Source organism: Rhizobium album, from assembly GCF_003122325.1.
GTDB lineage: Bacteria > Pseudomonadota > Alphaproteobacteria > Rhizobiales > Rhizobiaceae > Metarhizobium > Metarhizobium album.
On record NZ_QFBC01000002.1, the window covers coordinates 389,564 to 407,690 of the forward strand.

The following is an 18,127-nucleotide window of genomic DNA, read 5'->3' on the forward strand; positions in this document are numbered from 1 at the left end:
CGGTCGCAACACCAGAACCAGAGATGGACTTTCGACATGCCGGCTTTCAAAACTCTTGATGATCTTTCCGATATTTCGGGCAAGCGCGTGCTCGTGCGCGTCGACCTCAATGTCCCCGTTTCCGACGGCAAGGTCACCGATGCTACCCGCATCGAACGCGTCGCGCCGACCATTCTCGAACTGTCGAAAAAAGGCGCCAAGGTGATATTGCTCGCCCATTTCGGCCGCCCGAAGGACGGCCCCTCGCCCGACCTGTCGCTGTCGCTGATCGCCCCGGCCGTCGAGCAGGTGCTGGGCCATAAAGTCGCCAGCGCCAGCGATTGCATCGGCCCGGCAGCGGCCGAAGCGGTCGGCCGGATGAAGGACGGCGATATCCTGCTGCTCGAAAACACCCGTTTCCACAAGGGCGAGGAGAAGAACGACCCGGCCTTCACCAAGGCGCTGGCCGAAAACGGCGACATCTACGTCAACGACGCCTTCTCCGCCGCACACCGTGCCCATGCCTCCACCGAGGGCCTGGCGCATCACCTCCCCGCCTATGCCGGCCGTACCATGCAGGCAGAACTGGAAGCGCTGGAGAAGGGTCTCGGCCAGCCGGCCCGGCCGGTGGTCGCCATCGTCGGCGGCGCCAAGGTTTCCACCAAGATCGACCTCCTGATGAACCTGGTCAAGAAGGTCGATGCGCTGGTCATCGGCGGCGGCATGGCCAACACCTTCATCGCCGCCCGCGGCACCGATGTCGGCAAGTCGTTGTGCGAACACGACCTCGCCGCCACCGCCAAGCAGATCATGATCGAAGCGGCCTCGGCCGGCTGCGCCATCGTTCTGCCGGAAGACGGCGTCGTCGCCCGCGAATTCAAGGCGGGTGCGGCCAACGAGGTGGTGGATATCAATGCCATCCCCTCCGACGCCATGGTGCTCGACGTCGGTCCGAAGTCGGTCGCGGCTGTCAACGACTGGATTTCCAAGGCGCACACGCTGGTCTGGAACGGCCCGCTCGGCGCCTTCGAGATCGAACCGTTCGACAAAGCCACCGTTGCCGCCGCAAAGCACGCCGCCGAGCGCACGAAGGAAGGCAAGCTGATCTCCGTCGCCGGCGGCGGCGATACGGTTTCGGCCCTCAACCATGCCGGCGTGGCCGAAGACTTCACCTACATCTCGACGGCCGGCGGCGCCTTCCTCGAATGGATGGAAGGCAAGGAACTGCCGGGCGTCGCGGTTCTGGAAAAGAACGCCTGAGATATGAAAAACCGGCCGGCGGAACCATGTTTCGCCGGCCAAGTCACACGATATTGCCCCAGAAGCAATGCAGGGCTCGGTGGCGGAGCGCACCGTGCCGGCCGCGTTTTCCTGTCGGGCGGGAGCGGCCCGGCAAACTGCGCCGCATGCAGGTTCCGGGCGACGGGCGGCGCGGTCATCTGCGCTGAACATCCGTTCCACGCCCATCTTGTCACCGGCACAAGTTTTCGGATTCCGGAACCGCCGGTGGCCGGCTAGACATCGATCCCGCCCAAATCTTTCCGGAGCCATCGATGACCACTGCCGATTTCGTCACCCTGGACGTCTTCACCGACACCCGTTTCGCCGGCAACCCGCTTGCGGTCTTTGCCGATGCGCGCGGCATCGGTGACGAAACGATGCAACGGATCGCCCGGGAATTCAATTATTCGGAAATCACCTTCGTGCTGCCGCCGGAGGATCCGGCGAACACGGCAAGGGTGCGCATCTTCACGCCGACGATGGAAATCCCCTTTGCCGGCCATCCCAATGTCGGCACCGCCTTCGTGCTCGGCCGGATGGGCACGCTGTTCGGCCGACCGCTCGGCGATACGCTGCGCTTCGAGGAAAAGGCCGGCCTGGTCACGGTCAAGCTGCTGCGAGACCAGGGCATCGTCACCGGCGCCGAGATCCGCGCCCCGCGGCCGCTGACGATCGGGGACACCGTCGCCGCCGAGCTGGTGGCGCGCTGCGCCTCCATCGACGCAGGCAGCATCACCGCCGCCGCCCATGCCCCGGTCTTCGTGTCGGTCGGCCTGCCCTTCGTCGTGGCGGAGCTCGACGGACTGGACGCGCTTGCCACGGCAAAACCCAATGTATCGGCTTTCCACGACGCCGCCGAGCGCCACCGGCAAGCGGAAACCGACTTCTCCCTCTTCCTTTATACCCGCATGCCGGCCGATCCCTGGCACATCCGGGCGCGCATGTTCGCCCCGCTCGACACCGTCATGGAAGACCCGGCGACCGGAAGCGCCTCGGCAGCCCTCGGCGCCTATCTCGCCACGCTTGCCCCCGGCAGCGATGCCGAAATTTCCATGACCATCGAACAGGGCGTCGAGATGGGCCGCCGAAGCCTGATCGGCCTTGCCGTCACCAAGCGGGCCGGCACGGTCACCGATGTCCGCATCAGCGGGCAGAGCGTCGAGGTCATGCGCGGCAGCATCACCTGCTGATCGGCCGGAAGCATTGCGATGCGCGGGGCCTGGACTCAGCCCGCCTCGCGCAGCAGCAAGGCGGCCGTCCACACCGCGAAAGCGATGATCGCAATCTTCCAGAAATCCCGCCGTCGCCGCAATCCCGGCAGGCCGAGGGGTTTGAAGATATGCAATGCCATGGCGAGAACCAGCAGGACGGTGATGATTTTCGACACGGTCTTCCCCTTGTGATCAGCGGGTGCCATACCGGCGTCATTATTCCCGGCCACATCGCACATTGATCAAGCCGTTACCGGCAAAATCACCCACTGGCAACTGCGGGCCTGCCCCGCTTGTCACGCGTGAATCTTATTGCTTTTTTAAGCAGAGATAACAGACATTGTGAACATGACCCGCAACCTTCTCCCCATCCTCGCGCTGCTGTTCGGCACGCTGTTTCTCTTCCTCGGAAACGGCCTGCACAGCCTGCTGTTGCCCGTGCGTGGCGCAAGCGAAGGTTATTCGACCACGGTGCTCGGCCTGCTCGGCACCTCCTGGGCCACCGGCTTCGTGCTCGGCTGCCTGCTGGCGCCGAACGTGGTGCGCCGGGTGGGTCACGTGCGTGCCTTTTCGAGCTTCATTTCGCTGCTGGCGATCAATGCCCTGGTGACGGGCATCGTCGTCGACGATATGTGGTGGATCGCGCTGCGCGCCGTCACCGGCTTTTCGACGGCCGGCACCTCGATGATCATCGAAAGCTGGCTGAACGAGCGCGCCACCAACAAGTCGCGCGGCATGATCTTTTCGCTCTATATCGGCATCACCCTGATCGGCTCGGTCGGCGGCCAGATGACCATCCCGCTGGCGGATGTCATGACGCCGATCCTGTTCATGGTCTGCGGCATCTTCTACTGCGTGGCGATGCTGCCGACGACGCTGTCGACCGCCGCCTCGCCGCAACCGCTGACGGCGGTGCGACTCGATCTTCGCGGGCTGTTCCGCAATTCGCCGGTCTCCTTCGTCGGCATTCTCCTCGTCGGTATCGCCAACGGCGCCTTCGGCACGCTCGGCGCCGTGTTCGGCGCGGGAGCCGGCTTTTCGCAGAGCACGATCGCGCTGATGATGAGCGTGGCGATCTTCGCCGGCGCGCTGATGCAACTGCCGGCCGGCCGCGCCTCCGATCGCGTCGACCGCCGCTACGTGCTGGCGGCACTCGCCGCCGTCGCCGCCGTCTCCGGCCTGCTCTTCGTCATTGCCGCGCCCGCCGACGTCATGTGGCTGATGATCCTGGTGGGCATCTACGGCGCCACGGCCAACGCGCTTTATCCGATCGCCGTCGCCCACGCCAACGACTTCGCCGCCCCCGAGGATTTCGTCAAGGTATCCGGCGGGCTGCTGCTGCTCTACGGCATCGGCACGATCATCGGCCCGACGCTCGGCGGCCCGATCATGTCGGCCTTCGGCCCCTACGCCCTGTTCGGCGTCACGGCGGTGGCGCATGTGCTGATCAGCACCTATGCCATCCTGCGCAGCCGGGTGCGCGCAGCCGTGCCCGCCGGCGACCGCGAAACCTTCACCACCGTCTCGACCAGCCCGCTCACCACGCCGGAAAGCCTGACGCTCAGCCCGCGCGCCGCACCGCTTCCGGAAGAGGGCGAATCTGCCGAAGACCGCTATCCGGGAGCCGCCATATGAGTCTCTTCGACGACGAAGGCCCGAAAAAACCGGTGAAGCATGAGATCGGCTGCGACATTTCGCTGCTCTCCACCGATGAACTGCAGGGGCGTATCGATCTCCTGAATGCCGAGATCAGCCGCCTTAAAGAGGAGATCGGCCGCAAATCCGCGGGCAGGCGTGCCGCCGAAGATCTTTTTAGAAAATAGTGAAATAAGACTGTCGTGGTGACATTAAGACATGTCTATCGACAGTTTGTATTAATGATGGACAGAAATTAACCATAAATTAAGCTTCATGATCGATTATCGGGGTTATCCAGAGCTTCTGGATTCAGACAGTTTCACCGCTTGGCGAATTGGTCTGATTTTCTCCCTGTTTTACCTTGAGAGCCGCTTCCCGCGGCTCTTTTTTTGTTGCATCGGAACTGCTAAAGTTGTGGGAATTAACCCTTTCTTAAGAAACGGCTTGCGCATTTCAGCTATTGATACCATCTTATAGCCAGAGAAAGCGCAGGCAGTGAAACTTTTAGCTGCTTACGGCATTACGTAACCGAAGTGATGCGTTGAACAGGGAATTACAATAATGTCAGAGCTTGGATTGAACACGATCAGCTTTGCCGGCCGGGCAGCATCCTCCTCGCAGTTCAAGACACTGTATGCGGAAGGCATGGCGCTGGTCGAAGAAACGGCAAGCTATCTCGACGGGCAAGGCCGTGCGGCCTCCAAGGTTCTGCCGCGCATGGCTTCGGTTCTCTACGCAGCCGAGTCGATGCGCCTCACCACCCGCCTGATGCAGATGGCATCCTGGCTGCTGCTGCAGCGCGCCGTCAACAACGGCGAAATGACCCGCGACCAGGTTCTCTCCGAAAAGAGCAAGGTTCGCCTCGACAGCTTCAACGTCGATCGCCACGCTCCGGGCTGGCTGGACCTGCCGGAATCCTTCCGTGATCTGGTCGAACGCTCGCTTCGCCTGCAGAACCGCGTCGCCCTGCTCGACCGCGAAATCTATCGCCCGTCGGAAGACCCGATGCCGCATGACAACGAAAACAGCGTCCAGGCGCAGCTCAACCTGCTAAAGACGGCTTTCAACACCAACTGAGCCACCTGACAGAACGCAGCACCGATTTTCAGCCCCTGTGGTCCCCACAGGGGCTTTTTTGTCATGCCAGCCTTGCGCGCAGCTTACCGCCGGGATCAGATCGCAGATGCGAGATCGTCCAAACCTGAATAGCGGCCGAAAACGCAAGAAGCCCGGACGAGCCGGGCTTCTTGAAACTGTATCCCCGCCGCAGGCGGAGGAGCCGATCGCCAAACGATCAGAGGCCGAGGCCGCCGAAACGCTTGTTGAACTTGGAAACGCGACCGCCGCGGTCCATGAGCTGCTGGTTGCCGCCCGTCCAAGCCGGATGGGACTTGGAGTCGATTTCGAGGTTCATTACGGCGCCTTCCGTGCCCCAGGTGGAGCGGGTTTCGTATTCGGTGCCGTCAGTCATGACCACCTTGATGGTGTGGTAGTCGGGATGGATATTCGCCTTCATAACAATCTTCCTGAGATGACAGGGTCCATTTGTCGCAATCCGTTGCGGCAACCGAACCGATTGAATAAACAAAGCCGCAGTCCGTTGAGGCTACGGCTTCCCAATTCGATGCCGTGCCTATACATGAAGGCCGCAAGGATAACAAGTGCCCGCCGGCCAAACATGCAGGGCTTGCGGAGATCGGAGTTAAGGTGGCGGTAGTCGAGCAGCCAGGCAACAGACAGCGTAGATCCATCTCGCCGCTTTTCAGGCTTTTGCCCTATCTCAAGCGTTATCGCGGCATGGTCGCCGGCGCTCTTTTCTTCCTGACGCTGGCGGCGGCAACGACGCTTGTCCTGCCGCTCGCCGTGCGCCGCATGGTCGACCAGGGTTTTAATCATACCGATACGAATTTCATCAACAGCTATTTCGGCATGCTGGTGGTCATGGCCGTCGTGCTCGCCATCGCCAGCGCCATGCGCTACTATTACGTCATCACCATCGGCGAGCGGATCGTCGCCGACCTGCGCCGCGAGGTGTTCAGCCACGTCACGGCGCTCTCCCCCGCCTTCTTCGACGTCAACCAGTCCGGCGAGATCGTCTCGCGGCTGACGGCGGACACGACGCAGATCAAGTCGGCCGTCGGCGCCACCGCCTCCGTGGCGTTGCGCAACCTGATCCTCTGTCTCGGCGCCATCGGCATGATGATCGTCACCAGTCCGAAACTCTCCAGCCTGGCGCTCGGCGCCATCCCGCTGATCGTCTTCCCGCTGGTCGCCTTCGGCCGTTCGGTGCGCAGCCGTTCCCGCGCCGCGCAGGATACGCTCGCCGCCGCTTCCGCCTTCGCCGGCGAAGCGATCGGCGCGGCCCGCACCGTGCAGGCCTTCAACGGCGAAACCGCCGCCAACCAGCGATACGGCACCGCCGTTGAAAGCGCCTATGACGCCGCCCGCGCCGCGATCAAGTCGCGGGCGCTGCTGACCGGCGTCGCCATTTCGCTGATCTTCGGCAGCGTCGTCGGCGTGCTCTGGTACGGCGCCCAGAGCGTACTGGCAGGTACGCTATCGGCCGGCACGCTCGGGCAGTTCCTGCTCTATTCGGTCATCGCCGCAGGTTCGCTCGGCGCGCTGTCGGAGGTGTGGGGCGAACTCTCGCAGGCGGCAGGCGCCACCGAGCGCCTGACGGAGCTGCTGGCGGAAGTCTCTGCGGTGCGCCCACCCGCCAATCCGCTCCCCCTGCCCCAGCCGCCTCTCGGCAGCGTCGAGTTTGCCGGCGTACGTTTCGCCTATCCGGCAAGGCCGGAGAAGGAGATGCTGGCCGGCATCGATTTCCGCATCCGGCCCGGCGAGACGGTGGCCATCGTCGGCCCTTCGGGTGCCGGCAAGAGCACGGTCTTCTCGCTGCTGCTGCGCTTTTATGACCCCACCCGGGGAAGCGTGGTGATCGATGGCCTCGATGCGCGTAGCGTCGATCCGGACGCGCTCCGCGCCCGCATCGCCATCGTGCCGCAGGACGTGACGATCTTTGCCTCCAGCATCCACGAAAACATTGCCTTCGGGGCGCCGGGCGCCAGCCGCGAGGCGGTGCGTGCCGCCGCAATTGCCGCCCAGGCGGACGAATTCATCCAGCGCCTGGAACACGGCTATGACACCGTCGTCGGCGAACGCGGCATCACGCTGTCCGGCGGCCAGCGCCAGCGCATCGCCATTGCCCGCGCCATCCTCAAGAACGCGCCGATCCTGCTGCTCGACGAAGCCACCTCTGCGCTCGATGCCGAAAGCGAGACGCTGGTGCAGAAAGCGCTCGACGGCCTGATGCAGGACCGCACCACGCTGGTCATCGCCCACCGCCTGGCGACCGTGCTGAAAGCCGACCGCATTCTCGTGATGGACAAGGGGCTGATCGTCGAGGAAGGTACGCACCAGAGCCTCATTCATTCAGGCGGCTTGTATGCCAGGCTTGCCCGGCTGCAGTTCGAGGCAGGCGCCGAAGATACGGCAGCCCTCGTCAGCCAGTGAGATGAACCAGGAACGGAGCGTGACGTGCCGGCAAGACAGACACCACGCTTCGATTTCTGGAATTTTGCGCAAGGAACCGAGCCCACGCTGGCCATCGGCCGCTCCGGCATCGACGACGTTGCCCTTTTGCTGCGCCTGCGCCGCCAGAAGATGAAGATGAAGCCGCCGGCGATCAATTTGCCGCCGGGCTGTGAAATCGGCGACTTCTATTTCCAGTTTACGGCGGATGGCGTTCTCCACGGCGTCAACTACGGTTATCGTCCCGGCGATGACTTGACGGCTGACGTGCTGGCTGCTTTTGCCGCCGAACAGGGCGTCCCGTTGCCGGAGATACCGTTCGAACCGGGAGAACTCGATATCGCCCTCAACGGCCGGCCTCTTTCTGGCATCGCAACGATACAGGGCGTCATCGGTGCAATCGGCTCCATCCAGGACTTCCGGATGAGCGGGCGCGACTACGACAAATGGATCTGCCTGTCGTGCGAAACGGACGTTGCCACCGTCAAACTCGATTTCCTGCTGAAGACCGTCAAGGCCAGTTACAGCCCTTCTTTCAGGATCGATTATTGCCTGTATGGCATCAGCGTCATGAGCAATACGACCCTGGTCGCTGAAGCCTGAAACGTGCCTTACCGCTCGGTGAGCTTCAGCTCGATACGGCGATTGGTCGCACGCGCCTCCGGGCTATCGCCTTCGGCAATCGGCTGGAATTCGCCGAAGCCGGCGGCGACCAGCCGGTTGGCCGGCACGCCCTTGGAAATCAGGAATTTCACCACCGACGTCGCACGCGCCGAAGACAGTTCCCAGTTATCGGCGTAGCGGCCGGAACCGGACAGCGGCACGTTGTCGGTATGGCCGTCGACGCGCAGCACCCAGTTGATCTCCGGCGGGATTTCCTTGGCGAGATCGAGCAGCGCTGTCGCCAGCTTGTCCATCTCCACCTGGCCTGCCGGATTGAGCTCGTTGCCACCGGAGGGGAACAGCACTTCCGACTGGAAGACGAAACGGTCGCCGACGATACGGATGTTTTCGCGGTCGGAAAGGATTTCGCGCAAGCGGCCGAAGAAGTCCGAACGATAACGGTTGAGTTCCTGCACGCGCTGCGCCAGCGCCACGTTCAACCGGCGGCCGAGATCGGCGATCTTCGCCTGGGAGGTCTGGTCGCGCGCCTCGGACGCCTGCAGCGCCTGCTCGACGGCGGCGATCTGGCTTCGCAGGGCAGCGATCTGCTGGTTGAGCAGGTCGACCTGGCTGAGCGCGCGGGCGCTGATCTGCTTTTCGGCATCCAATTCGCCCCTCAGGGTGCCGATGCGCTGCTGGGCGAGGTCGGCGGTGCCGGTGCCGGAATCGAGCAGTTGCTGCAGCCGGGAGCGTTCGCTTTCCGACGAGGCCAGCGAGGATTGCAGGTTGGCAAGCGTATCTTCGAGATCCTGCTTGCCGCTCTGCTCCAGCGCCAGAAGCTGGGTCAGCTCGTTGATCTGGCTGTTCAGCCGGTTCAGCACCTCGTCCTTGCCGGAGATTTCGCGGCTGAGGATGAACTGCGCCAGCACGAACACCGTCAGCAGGAACATGATCGACAGGAGCAGGGTCGACAGGGCATCGACGAAGCCCGGCCAGTAATCGACCCGCCGGTCGCGGCGGCTGTTCTTCGCCAGCGCCATGGCTTATTTGCTCCCCGCCCTGTCGGACAGCCGTTCGGAGAGGCGGTCGAGCGTCTTGCGCATCGCCTTCGCCTCCTCTTGTTGCGCCTCGATCCAGTCGCGCAGCATCTGCTGTTCGTTGCGCATGTTCTTGACCAGGCCCTGGATGCCTTCGGCGAGGTTCGCCATCGCCTGCACGGAGCGCTGCCCGCCGCCGCTGCCGCCCTCTTCGGAAACGCGCATCAAATGTTCGGTGAGCGCGCGGATCTCTTCCGACGAGCCGCCGGCGGCGACGGCCTCGACCACGGGGGCGATATCCGAATTGACGTCGGTCACCGACGACAGCCAGTTTTCCAGTTCCATGTAGAAGCGGTTCTGTGCCCGGCCGGCCTGCAGATCGAGGAAGCCGAGGATCAGCGAGCCGGACAGACCGAGCAGCGAGGAGGAGAACGCCGTGCCCATGCCCGTCAGCGGCGCGGAAAGACCGTCCTTCAGCGACTGCAGGATGTCGGCGCTCCCGCCCGTGCCCGGATCCAGCGACTGGATGACGGAGTTGATCGAGCCGATGGTGCCGAGCAGACCCCAGAAGGTGCCGAGCAGGCCGAGGAAGACCAAGAGGCCGATAAGGTAACGCGAGGTATCGCGGGACTCGTCCAGGCGGGTGGCGATGGAATCGAGGATCGAGCGCAGCGCCGTCGTCGATAGCGCCAGCGAATGACGGTTGCCGATCAGCGAGCGCATCGGCGCCAAGAGGCGCGGATCGCGGCCGACGCGCTCGGCGCTGCCGGCGGCGCGGAACGAGTTGAACCAGCGCACTTCCGGCCGGAGCGCCAGCACGTGGTTGAACACCAGGATGACGCCGATCAGGAGCACGCCGAGGATCAGGCCGTTGAGGCCGGGATTGGTGACGAAGGCGGCATGCGCCTGCCGGTAGAGGATGGCGGCGATGAACCCGACGATGATCAGGAAGATGACCATCGTCCAGAAAAACGTCATGGGGCTGGAAAGCTTGCCGCCGTACCCGAAGTCGCGGGCCTCGCCCTCCACCTCATCCACATCCGACAGGTTCATATGTGCCATTCTGTTCCAAAGCCTCCGGAAAACCGCTGCCGGAGACTAGTGGAGAATTGCAGCGAATTGAAGGGACAAGCCGCGCAAAACGGCGACGAAAGCCGCCTGTCCGCAAGGCGATGCTAATGCGCCTTATTTCGTCGGCACCGGGCGCTTGATGACGTCCGTCAACGCCTTGTGGATATATTCGTTGCCGGCGACGACCTCGCCGCTTTCGATGCTGGTCGCACCGCCATTCCAATCGGTGGCATAACCGCCGGCTTCGCGAATCAGCAGCAGGCCGGCAGCGATGTCCCAGGCGTTGAGGTGGTTTTCCCAGAAACCGTCGAAGCGGCCGGCGGCGACATAAGCAAGGTCGAGGGCAGCGGCGCCGAGACGGCGAACGCCGGCGACTTCGCCCATCACATGACGCAACTCGATGAGGAAGGCGCCGTGGTTGCGACGGCCGAGATGCGGCACGCCGCAGCCGACGACGGCATCCGACAGCACCTTGCGCGCGGCGACGCGCAACCGGCGGTCGTTGAGGAAGGCGCCGGAACCCTTTTCGGCGGTATAAAGCTCATCCGTCGCCGGATTGAAGACGACGCCGGCGACGATTTCGCCGTTGCGCTCCAACGCGATGGAAACGGCAAACAGCGGAATGCCGTGCAGGAAGTTGGTCGTGCCGTCGAGCGGATCGACGATCCAGCGATGCGCGCCGTCGGTGCCCTTGATCTCGTCGCTCTCCTCGCCCAGGAAACCATAGGTCGGGCGGGCCTTCAGAAGTTCGTCGCGGATGACCCTCTCGGCGCGGCGGTCGGCCTGACTGACGAAATCCGCCGGTCCCTTGACCGACACCTGCAGGTTCTGCACTTCCCCGAAATCACGCGAGAGCGACTTGCCGGCCTTGAGGGCGGCCTGGACCATGACATTGAGGAGGGCTGAACGGGCCATGTGGCGATTTCCTTGAAACTGGCGTCTCGCCACGGCTCCAGCGGCCTGCGTGGCGGCGATTATGCGTCATCATTGATAGAGTGCGGCCTCAAGATCACAAATCCCGATGAAATTCAAGGGGAGCGGCCGAAAGCGTGCCGCGATCTTTCAGATTCGCACTCACGCTTTCGCTCCTTGTTTCCGCATGTCGTCTTCGCAAAACCGCTGCACAGTTTTGCACGACATGCTTCAAATCGCTGGCATGCCGCGTTCGGCGCGGGCCATCAGGCATTCCGGATCTCCCGGCATGCATTCGCGACAGACCTCGGGACGGACGTCGTAGATGGTGCAGGCGACGTGTTTGCCGATCTCGCCGGCAAGCGCCAGACAACGCGTGCCGTCGCAGCGCATGCCGCTCAGGTCGGCGGCGACGAACGCCTCGGGGATCTTCTCGAGCTGTTCATCCTCCTCGATCGAAAACCGCGGCCAGTCGGCCGAATAGGCGCAGCAGGCGCCGCAGGACTGACAGTCGAAAATTTCGGCACCGACAGCCATGCTAGATCCCCCGCGCCATGCGACAGGCGCAATCAGTGGCGCTTGAACTTGTTGGCAGCATCGATTGCCTGCTTCTGCTGCTCGTCCGTGAGGCCAAGGTAATAATCCTCCAGCTTCGGATCCTTGAGGCCGGCGCGGCGGGAAAGCACATACCATTTCGCCGCTTCGATCGGATCCGGCTTGGTTCCGATGGCATTGATGAAGAGGTGAGCCAGCTTGTTCTGGGCAACGATGTTGCCGCGGTTCGCCGCCACGCGCAGCCAGTTGAAGCCGGCATCGAAATCGCGGGCGCCGCCGACACCGTTGATCAGCCAGACGCCCATGTCGAGCTGCGCGGTATCGAAACCGGCCCGCGCCGCCCGCACCATCCACTCCCGCGCCCGGCCCCGCTTTTCGGCACCGACATCGGTGAGCGTCATATAGAGTTGCGCCACGGCATATTGCGCATCGGCAATACCCTGCTCAGCGGATTTTTCGTAATAGGGCAGGGCAAGGTGCAGGCCGCGATCGCCGGGATTGTCGGCCACCAGCACCTGGGCATGGTTGAACTGCGCCGACGGATTGCCGGCATCGGCAGCCTTCTTCATCAGTTCGTCGGATTTGGCCTTGTCGCGGGGTACTTCACGCCCCTCCATCAGCATCAGCGCATATTTGAACATGCCGGCGGGATCGCCGTTCTGCGCCGCCTGGCCATACCAGAAGGAGGCGGCCTTCATGTCCTTCTTGACGCCAAGGCCCTGCGACATCATTTCGGCGATCAGCGTCTGCGCCGCCGGATCGCCAAGCTGGGCACGCGGCAACGCCTTGTCCATCGCCGTCAGGTAATAACCGCGCTGGAAGGCGCCGTAGGCTTCGTCCACCGGCCCTTTATATTCTTTTTCCGGCGGCAGTGCCGGCAATTCGGCCCCCATGCGGTCGAACACGCCGATACCGCCGGGTTCGGCCTTGCCGTCTACCGGCTGTCCGTCCTTGCCCTTGGTCCCGCCGTCGCCGGCCTGCGCATCCTGACCGACGATGCGGCCTTTTTTCAGCAGTTCGGCCTCACCTTCCACCGGACGGGTGACGACATTGTCGGTCGCCTGCGCCATGGCCGGCAGGATGCTCGCCGCAAGGGCGACGACAAGAACGAAAGAATGCAGGGCAAGGCAGCGCGAAAACAGCATGACGCTATCAATCGTCAAACCGTGGCGCTTTTTCGTCAAGAAGGGCGTTCACTTCCGCAACGATGCGGGCCGCCGCCGCGGCCTCGCCGAACACCGCCTGACGCAGGGCGACGAACTCGGCGCCGCTTTCGGCTACCACCAGCGCCGAGGCCGGATCGGTGCCGCCCATGACGATGCAGGGAATCTCGATCATCGCCGCCCACCATTCGCCGAGCGCGACGTTTTTCGGATGCGCTTCCGGCTTGATGTCGCCGTCGAGCTTGCCGAAGAAGATATAGTCCGGCCGCACTTCGCCGACTTCGAGGGCATTGTGCCGGTCACCGGCATTGCCGCCGCCGACGATCAGTTTCGGCGTGTGTTTCTCGATGGCTTCGGCCAGTTCGACCACGCCGCCGGCAATGTGCAGGCCATCGGCCTTGGCGCGGCCGGCAACGCGGCTGTCGCCGGCGATCAGCGCCGCAGCGCCCGCTTCCTGGATCACCGGCACAAGGCGCTCGGCATGCTTCTGGAACAGCGTATCGTCCAGCCCGTATTGCGGCACGATCACCGAGGCGACGTCGCCGCCGCGCAGCGCATCGGCAAGCATCGTCCGCCTTTCCTCGATATCGGCGATATCAGGGACGATCAGGACGAGTCGGCAGCGATTTTCAGGTCCGGTGGTCATGCAGTTTCCGTCTCCACGGCTCGGGTCATGACATTCCGATAGACCGGTCCGGCATCCGGATCAACCGCGCTCTTTCCAACGCAGCGCGGAAGAGGCCCGCGGCAGGCCCAAAAACACGAAACCCCGCCAGCAAGCGGGGTTTAACGGTCCTGCAATATGCAGGTTTCGGATCAGCGCGCTGACCGATGTCGGATCAGATTACTGACCGAGGACAGCGGCGCGGATCTGCGAACGCGAAATGCCGAGGTCGGCAAGCGTGTGATCGTCGAGCGCCTGCAGTTCGCGCATAGCCTTGCGAGCAGCTGCATATTCCTTGATCTTCTGGCGGATGTTCATCGTCTTTCTCCTTTTCACGAGGCTGATATATGCCTCCGCCTGCATATTTTGAAGGCATAAGCCTGCAATGTAGGCATGCACCAAAGACGCAGCTCGCTCAAAAAACATGCGCGCATGCTGCAATGCACAAAATTTCGTCGTAAAACAGGATGGAAGCCGCCCGGCAATGCATGGATGTCAGCACCGGAATGCACTATCGTGACCGTCCCGCCGATTCCGAAACCATTTCCGACATCCTTTGCCCGGAACCAGAGCCATGCTCCCAGACGCCTCCTTTTACGCGCTCGCCATTCCCGCCGTCATCCTCGTCGGCCTGACCAAGGGTGGCATGGGCGAGGCATTGGGGCTGATGGGCGTGCCGATCCTGGCCATGGCGGTCTCTCCCGTCCAGGCGGCAGCGATCATGCTGCCGATCCTGATCGTCATGGATTGGGTTTCCCTCTGGCTCTGGCGGCATTTTTACGACAGGCGCACCCTACTGCTGATGCTGCCGGGCGCCCTGATCGGCATTGCGCTCGGCTGGGCGACCTCGGCGGCGGTGCCGGCGGAGGTCATGCGGCTCGTCATCGGCGCGGTGACGATCTGGTTTGCGCTGCGCTATTTCTACAATCGTTTCGGCCCGCTGGCGGGCGTACCGGTGGAGGCGAAAGGGCAGCGCCCGGTTGCGGCCACCTTCTGGTCGATGCTCTCCGGCTATGGCAGCTTCGTGGCGCATGCCGGCGGTCCGCCCTTCCAGATCTACGGCCTGCCGCTGAAACTCGACCCGAGGACCTATACCGGCACCAGCGTGCGTTTTTTCGCCGTCCTCAATTTCGTGAAACTGCTGCCCTATTTCGCGCTCGGGCAGCTCGACAGCACCAACCTGGCGATCTCCGCCAGCCTACTGCCGTTCGCGCCGCTGGCGACGGTCGCGGGCGCCTGGATCATCCGGCGCATGAAGCCGGACGTCTTTTATCCGTTCATGTATCTGATGGCGCTTCTGGCCGCCATAAAGCTGTTCATCGACGGCCTCGGCGTGATCTGGTAACCGTCTCGTACACAATGCGCTGCACTGCACAATTTCACTTGCCTGCCTTCGGCCTTTGACGTAGCTTTTCGGCCATGTCCTCAACCGATCCTTTTTCCGCGATTGCTGATCCGAACCGACGCTACCTGCTGGAGGAATTGCGGCGCGCGCCGAAGACGGTCAACGATCTTGCCAGCGGCCTGCCGATCAGCCGGCCGGCCGTGTCGCAGCATCTCAAGGCGCTGCTCGACTGCAATCTGGTGTGTGTGACGTCAGAGGGAACGAAGCGGATCTATTCGGTCAACAAGCCCGGCTTCGACAGGCTGAACCTCTGGCTGGATCAGTTCTGGTCGTAACGGGCATTTCCCGACGCCACGACCAGAACCAATCTCGATAACCGGCACAACATCTCCGGTCTGTCTTTGCGCTTTTGCGCCGGCCACCGGAAGGCGGTTATTCCGCATCCGTTATTCTGAACTCGGACCGCTCGCCCGACCGATGGCCTCATGCGTTAGAAAGTTTTCGAGGGAGAGGTTAGTGTGTGGTGGCTCTCAGGCGCTCCATCTCATCTTTGAGGCGTAGTTTGCGACGCTTGATATCTGCGATCAGCGTGTCGTCCATGGAGGGTGAAGTCAAAGCATGGTGCAGTTGCTCCTCCAAGACACCGTGCTTCTTTTCGAGTGATTCAAGATGAGCCTGAATGGTCATTCGTCACGTCCTTCCTTCTGTCCAACCCCGGCCCTAAAGCGCCGCGGTTCGAGTTAACGACAGGATTGTGACACGAAGTTCGGCGATTGTCGAAGGCGAAATCGTGACCTCTCCGCGGCAAATTCATGAAGAGGGATAACTTCCCGTTACCGGCATTTGATGATAGGAGCTTGCGGAAATCAGGAGCAGATCGGACGGCATTCGTCCGCAAGTGAAAAGTGGGGATCTTGGCATGGCCGATCAGGAACAGGCGGACATAAGGCTTTTGGTTGCTCGACTACGCCAGGAGCATGAAGATTATGACGCGGCGATCAACGCCATGATCGAGGTCGGCTGCGAGGCCCTGCGGATCCAGCGCATGAAAAAGAAAAAGCTGGTGATCAAAGACAAGCTCAGCAAGCTCGAAGACCAGATCGTCCCCGATATCATCGCCTGATGGCAGGAAGGTCCGGACCGTGACAGCCGCAGATACACCGCCCGTCGCCATCATCATGGGCAGCCAGTCCGACTGGGAAACCATGAAGAACGCCGCCGACACGCTGGAAGCGCTCGATATCAGCTACGAGGCGCGGATCATCTCCGCCCACCGCACGCCCGACCGGCTGGTGCGCTTTTCCAAGGGCGCCCGCGACGAAGGCTTCAAGGTCATTATCGCCGGCGCCGGCGGTGCCGCCCACCTGCCGGGCATGACCGCCGCCATGACCCCGCTGCCGGTGTTCGGCGTACCGGTGCAGTCGCGGACGCTGTCCGGCAAGGACAGCCTGCTGTCGATCGTGCAGATGCCGGCCGGCATTCCCGTCGGCACGCTGGCGATCGGCAAGGCCGGTGCCGTCAATGCCGCCCTTCTCGCCGCTGCGGTCCTGGCGCTGATGGATGACGATCTTGCCGTTCGCCTCGACGAATGGCGCGAGCGCCAGACCGACTCGGTCGCCGAATACCCGATGGACGAAATCTGATGACGGCAAGCACGATTGGCATCATAGGCGGTGGCCAGCTCGGCCGCATGCTGGCGATGGCCGCAGCGCGGCTGAATTTCCGCACCGTCATCCTGGAGCCGCAAGCGGACTGCCCGGCCGCCCAGCTTGCCAACCGGCAGATCGTCGCGGCCTATGACGATGCTGCCGCGCTCGCAGAACTCGCCGCCGCCTGCGATGTCGTCACCTACGAGTTCGAGAACGTCCCGGTTCAGGCCGCCGAAACGCTCGCCGCCTCGGTCGCCGTCTACCCGCCGCCGCGGGCGCTGGAAGCGGCCCAGGACCGGCTGGTGGAAAAACGCTTCATCAACGGCTGCGGCATCCCCACCGCCCGTTTCCACGCCGTCGACAGCCAGGAAGAGCTGGAACGGGCGCTTGCCGATTTCAGCGGACAGGGCGTGCTGAAGACACGGCGCCTCGGTTACGACGGCAAGGGTCAGAAGGTCTTCCGTTCGGCGGAAGACAGCGCCGACGGCGCGTTTGCCGCCCTTGGCGGCGTGCCGCTGATCCTCGAAAGTTTCGTCGCCTTCGAGCGCGAGGTGTCGATCATCGCCGCCCGTTCTATCGATGGCGCGGTCGTCTGCTTCGATCCGGCGGAAAACGTCCATCGCAACGGTATCCTGCACACCTCGACACTCCCTGCGTCGATCTCCGCTGCAACAGCCGATGCCGCCCGCGACGCCGCCGGAAAGATCCTGTCGACGCTGAACTACGTCGGCGTCGTCGGCATCGAATTCTTCGTGCTTGCCGATGGCGGGCTGATCGCCAACGAGATGGCGCCGCGCGTCCACAATTCCGGGCACTGGACGGAGGCGGCCTGTGTCGTGTCGCAGTTCGAGCAGCATATCCGCGCCGTCACCGGCCTGCCGCTCGGCAATGCCGACCGGCATTCCGACTGCGTGATGCGGAACCTGATCGGCGACGACATCCTCGACCTGCCGGACTGGCTGCGGCGCGCCGATACGCTCGTCCATCTCTACGGCAAGACGGAATCACGGCCCGGCCGCAAGATGGGCCATGTCACCACGCTGCAGCGAAAGGCTTGAAACAGGCCTTTCCCGGACCTTTTCAAGCCTCTCCCGCCCGCCGCCAAAGGCTGTGAACGGCTGGAAAAGCAGCGAAAAAAGCCTTCACATGGTTGACATGGACCAGAGGCCGGGTTATCTGCAGCGCCAACCTAAGAGCGGGCCGTCAGGTACGCTTTTGAATGTCGAAGATACGGGCGAATGTGAATTCTCCCAAACCACTGCGGATCAGAAAAATGAAGATCAAGAATTCGCTCAAGTCGCTCAAGGCACGTCATCGCGACAATCGCCTGGTTCGCCGCAAGGGCCGTATTTACATCATCAACAAGCAGAACCCGCGCTTCAAGGCTCGCCAGGGCTGATTGCGCGCGCACGCTTTCGATCTTGGGCGGCCACTGGCCGCCCGATCACTTTTAGGAGCGTGACGAGATTTCCGTTTGATCTTCTGCGA

General features: G+C 62.9%; 23 protein-coding genes. 13 read left to right on the forward strand and 10 right to left on the reverse strand.

Annotation, left to right across the window (positions count from 1 at the left end):
* The first annotated feature begins 36 nt into the window (after positions 1-36).
* Positions 37-1,239 (forward strand): phosphoglycerate kinase, encoded by a 1,203-nt coding sequence (locus tag DEM27_RS06115; RefSeq protein ID WP_109457314.1) that lies wholly within the window; start codon positions 37-39, stop codon positions 1,237-1,239.
* A 293-nt stretch (positions 1,240-1,532) separates the two neighbouring features.
* Positions 1,533-2,450, forward strand: a complete 918-nt coding sequence (locus DEM27_RS06120; RefSeq protein ID WP_109457315.1) for a PhzF family phenazine biosynthesis protein — start codon at positions 1,533-1,535, stop codon at positions 2,448-2,450.
* Between the two features lie 35 nt (positions 2,451-2,485).
* On the opposite strand, the gene DEM27_RS33885 is transcribed toward DEM27_RS06120, so the two are convergent.
* Positions 2,486-2,710, reverse strand: a complete 225-nt coding sequence (locus DEM27_RS33885) for a hypothetical protein (protein WP_165823345.1) — start codon at positions 2,708-2,710, stop codon at positions 2,486-2,488.
* Between the two features lie 109 nt (positions 2,711-2,819).
* Here DEM27_RS33885 and DEM27_RS06125 point away from each other — a divergent pair, with 109 nt between their 5' ends.
* The 3 genes from DEM27_RS06125 to rcdA all read left to right on the forward strand — a co-directional run bounded on the left by DEM27_RS06125 (position 2,820) and on the right by rcdA (position 5,186).
* Positions 2,820-4,106, forward strand: a complete 1,287-nt coding sequence (locus tag DEM27_RS06125) for an MFS transporter (RefSeq protein WP_109457316.1) — start codon at positions 2,820-2,822, stop codon at positions 4,104-4,106.
* Entirely contained in the window at positions 4,103-4,294 is a 192-nt protein-coding gene (locus DEM27_RS06130; protein WP_109457317.1) for a DUF1192 domain-containing protein, read from the forward strand. The genes DEM27_RS06125 and DEM27_RS06130 overlap by 4 nt, the downstream gene beginning before the upstream one ends.
* Positions 4,295-4,670: 376 nt before the next feature.
* Positions 4,671-5,186 (forward strand): protease adaptor protein RcdA, encoded by a 516-nt coding sequence (rcdA, locus tag DEM27_RS06135; protein WP_109457318.1) that lies wholly within the window; start codon positions 4,671-4,673, stop codon positions 5,184-5,186.
* A gap of 217 nt (positions 5,187-5,403) precedes the next feature.
* On the opposite strand, the gene rpmE is transcribed toward rcdA, so the two are convergent.
* The gene (gene rpmE / locus DEM27_RS06140) at positions 5,404-5,625 is read right to left on the reverse strand and encodes a 50S ribosomal protein L31 (protein ID WP_109457319.1); all 222 of its coding nucleotides are present in this window, start codon (positions 5,623-5,625) and stop codon (positions 5,404-5,406) included.
* A 191-nt stretch (positions 5,626-5,816) separates the two neighbouring features.
* Here rpmE and DEM27_RS06145 point away from each other — a divergent pair, with 191 nt between their 5' ends.
* A complete protein-coding gene (locus tag DEM27_RS06145) occupies positions 5,817-7,622 on the forward strand; it encodes an ABC transporter transmembrane domain-containing protein (protein WP_109457320.1) in 1,806 nt (601 codons plus the stop codon).
* Between the two features lie 24 nt (positions 7,623-7,646).
* Entirely contained in the window at positions 7,647-8,243 is a 597-nt protein-coding gene (locus tag DEM27_RS06150) for a hypothetical protein (RefSeq protein WP_109457321.1), read from the forward strand.
* Between the two features lie 8 nt (positions 8,244-8,251).
* Here the strand turns inward: DEM27_RS06150 and DEM27_RS06155 are convergent, their stop codons facing one another.
* From DEM27_RS06155 to DEM27_RS06185, 7 genes are all read right to left on the reverse strand, one after another.
* Entirely contained in the window at positions 8,252-9,283 is a 1,032-nt protein-coding gene (locus DEM27_RS06155; RefSeq protein WP_109457322.1) for a peptidoglycan -binding protein, read from the reverse strand.
* Between the two features lie 3 nt (positions 9,284-9,286).
* Positions 9,287-10,342, reverse strand: a complete 1,056-nt coding sequence (locus tag DEM27_RS06160; RefSeq protein ID WP_109457323.1) for a flagellar motor protein MotA — start codon at positions 10,340-10,342, stop codon at positions 9,287-9,289.
* Between the two features lie 123 nt (positions 10,343-10,465).
* Positions 10,466-11,266: an inositol monophosphatase family protein gene (locus DEM27_RS06165; protein WP_109457324.1), complete on the reverse strand. Its 801-nt coding sequence runs from the start codon at positions 11,264-11,266 to the stop codon at positions 10,466-10,468.
* Positions 11,267-11,494: 228 nt separating this feature from the next.
* The gene (locus DEM27_RS06170) at positions 11,495-11,800 is read right to left on the reverse strand and encodes a YkgJ family cysteine cluster protein (RefSeq protein ID WP_109457325.1); all 306 of its coding nucleotides are present in this window, start codon (positions 11,798-11,800) and stop codon (positions 11,495-11,497) included.
* 32 nt (positions 11,801-11,832) lie between these two features.
* Positions 11,833-12,981: a tetratricopeptide repeat protein gene (locus DEM27_RS06175; protein ID WP_245445718.1), complete on the reverse strand. Its 1,149-nt coding sequence runs from the start codon at positions 12,979-12,981 to the stop codon at positions 11,833-11,835.
* Complete coding sequence (locus DEM27_RS06180) at positions 12,971-13,627, reverse strand: thiamine phosphate synthase (RefSeq protein WP_109457327.1); 657 nt, start codon at positions 13,625-13,627, stop codon at positions 12,971-12,973. The genes DEM27_RS06175 and DEM27_RS06180 overlap by 11 nt, the downstream gene beginning before the upstream one ends.
* Before the next feature lie 198 nt (positions 13,628-13,825).
* Positions 13,826-13,963: a DUF1127 domain-containing protein gene (locus DEM27_RS06185; protein WP_109457328.1), complete on the reverse strand. Its 138-nt coding sequence runs from the start codon at positions 13,961-13,963 to the stop codon at positions 13,826-13,828.
* A 256-nt stretch (positions 13,964-14,219) separates the two neighbouring features.
* Here DEM27_RS06185 and DEM27_RS06190 point away from each other — a divergent pair, with 256 nt between their 5' ends.
* Positions 14,220-14,990 (forward strand): sulfite exporter TauE/SafE family protein, encoded by a 771-nt coding sequence (locus tag DEM27_RS06190; protein WP_109457329.1) that lies wholly within the window; start codon positions 14,220-14,222, stop codon positions 14,988-14,990.
* A gap of 74 nt (positions 14,991-15,064) precedes the next feature.
* On the forward strand, positions 15,065-15,325 hold the full coding sequence (locus DEM27_RS06195) for an ArsR/SmtB family transcription factor (RefSeq protein ID WP_109457330.1): 261 nt from the start codon (positions 15,065-15,067) through the stop codon (positions 15,323-15,325).
* A 178-nt stretch (positions 15,326-15,503) separates the two neighbouring features.
* Here DEM27_RS06195 and DEM27_RS06200 read toward each other — a convergent pair whose 3' ends face one another.
* A complete protein-coding gene (locus DEM27_RS06200; RefSeq protein ID WP_109457331.1) occupies positions 15,504-15,677 on the reverse strand; it encodes a YdcH family protein in 174 nt (57 codons plus the stop codon).
* Between the two features lie 232 nt (positions 15,678-15,909).
* Between DEM27_RS06200 and DEM27_RS06205 the strand changes: the two genes are divergently transcribed.
* The 4 genes from DEM27_RS06205 (at position 15,910) to ykgO (ending at position 18,038) form a co-directional block, all read left to right on the forward strand.
* Positions 15,910-16,113, forward strand: a complete 204-nt coding sequence (locus tag DEM27_RS06205; protein ID WP_109457332.1) for a YdcH family protein — start codon at positions 15,910-15,912, stop codon at positions 16,111-16,113.
* Positions 16,114-16,168: 55 nt separating this feature from the next.
* On the forward strand, positions 16,169-16,633 hold the full coding sequence (gene purE / locus DEM27_RS06210; RefSeq protein ID WP_109457696.1) for a 5-(carboxyamino)imidazole ribonucleotide mutase: 465 nt from the start codon (positions 16,169-16,171) through the stop codon (positions 16,631-16,633).
* Positions 16,633-17,697, forward strand: a complete 1,065-nt coding sequence (locus DEM27_RS06215; protein ID WP_109457333.1) for a 5-(carboxyamino)imidazole ribonucleotide synthase — start codon at positions 16,633-16,635, stop codon at positions 17,695-17,697. The genes purE and DEM27_RS06215 overlap by 1 nt, the downstream gene beginning before the upstream one ends.
* A gap of 215 nt (positions 17,698-17,912) precedes the next feature.
* On the forward strand, positions 17,913-18,038 hold the full coding sequence (ykgO, locus tag DEM27_RS06220; RefSeq protein ID WP_109457334.1) for a type B 50S ribosomal protein L36: 126 nt from the start codon (positions 17,913-17,915) through the stop codon (positions 18,036-18,038).
* The last annotated feature ends 89 nt before the right edge of the window (positions 18,039-18,127 follow it).

Bases quoted from the DNA above. Each gene is read 5' to 3' on its own strand.
- rcdA (WP_109457318.1), top strand. From the start codon at position 4,671: ATGTCAGAGCTTGGATTGAACACGATCAGCTTTGCCGGCCGGGCAGCA.
- DEM27_RS06115 (WP_109457314.1), top strand. From the start codon at position 37: ATGCCGGCTTTCAAAACTCTTGATGATCTTTCCGATATTTCGGGCAAG.
- DEM27_RS06130 (WP_109457317.1), top strand. From the start codon at position 4,103: ATGAGTCTCTTCGACGACGAAGGCCCGAAAAAACCGGTGAAGCATGAG.
- DEM27_RS06205 (WP_109457332.1), top strand. From the start codon at position 15,910: ATGGCCGATCAGGAACAGGCGGACATAAGGCTTTTGGTTGCTCGACTA.
- DEM27_RS06185 (WP_109457328.1), bottom strand. From the start codon at position 13,963: ATGAACATCCGCCAGAAGATCAAGGAATATGCAGCTGCTCGCAAGGCT.
- DEM27_RS06125 (WP_109457316.1), top strand. From the start codon at position 2,820: ATGACCCGCAACCTTCTCCCCATCCTCGCGCTGCTGTTCGGCACGCTG.
- DEM27_RS06160 (WP_109457323.1), bottom strand. From the start codon at position 10,342: ATGGCACATATGAACCTGTCGGATGTGGATGAGGTGGAGGGCGAGGCC.
- ykgO (WP_109457334.1), top strand. From the start codon at position 17,913: ATGAAGATCAAGAATTCGCTCAAGTCGCTCAAGGCACGTCATCGCGAC.
- DEM27_RS06215 (WP_109457333.1), top strand. From the start codon at position 16,633: ATGACGGCAAGCACGATTGGCATCATAGGCGGTGGCCAGCTCGGCCGC.
- DEM27_RS06165 (WP_109457324.1), bottom strand. From the start codon at position 11,266: ATGGCCCGTTCAGCCCTCCTCAATGTCATGGTCCAGGCCGCCCTCAAG.
- DEM27_RS06190 (WP_109457329.1), top strand. From the start codon at position 14,220: ATGCTCCCAGACGCCTCCTTTTACGCGCTCGCCATTCCCGCCGTCATC.
- DEM27_RS33885 (WP_165823345.1), bottom strand. From the start codon at position 2,710: ATGTGCGATGTGGCCGGGAATAATGACGCCGGTATGGCACCCGCTGAT.
- DEM27_RS06180 (WP_109457327.1), bottom strand. From the start codon at position 13,627: ATGACCACCGGACCTGAAAATCGCTGCCGACTCGTCCTGATCGTCCCT.
- purE (WP_109457696.1), top strand. From the start codon at position 16,169: ATGGGCAGCCAGTCCGACTGGGAAACCATGAAGAACGCCGCCGACACG.
- DEM27_RS06155 (WP_109457322.1), bottom strand. From the start codon at position 9,283: ATGGCGCTGGCGAAGAACAGCCGCCGCGACCGGCGGGTCGATTACTGG.
- DEM27_RS06170 (WP_109457325.1), bottom strand. From the start codon at position 11,800: ATGGCTGTCGGTGCCGAAATTTTCGACTGTCAGTCCTGCGGCGCCTGC.
- rpmE (WP_109457319.1), bottom strand. From the start codon at position 5,625: ATGAAGGCGAATATCCATCCCGACTACCACACCATCAAGGTGGTCATG.
- DEM27_RS06195 (WP_109457330.1), top strand. From the start codon at position 15,065: ATGTCCTCAACCGATCCTTTTTCCGCGATTGCTGATCCGAACCGACGC.
- DEM27_RS06200 (WP_109457331.1), bottom strand. From the start codon at position 15,677: ATGACCATTCAGGCTCATCTTGAATCACTCGAAAAGAAGCACGGTGTC.
- DEM27_RS06120 (WP_109457315.1), top strand. From the start codon at position 1,533: ATGACCACTGCCGATTTCGTCACCCTGGACGTCTTCACCGACACCCGT.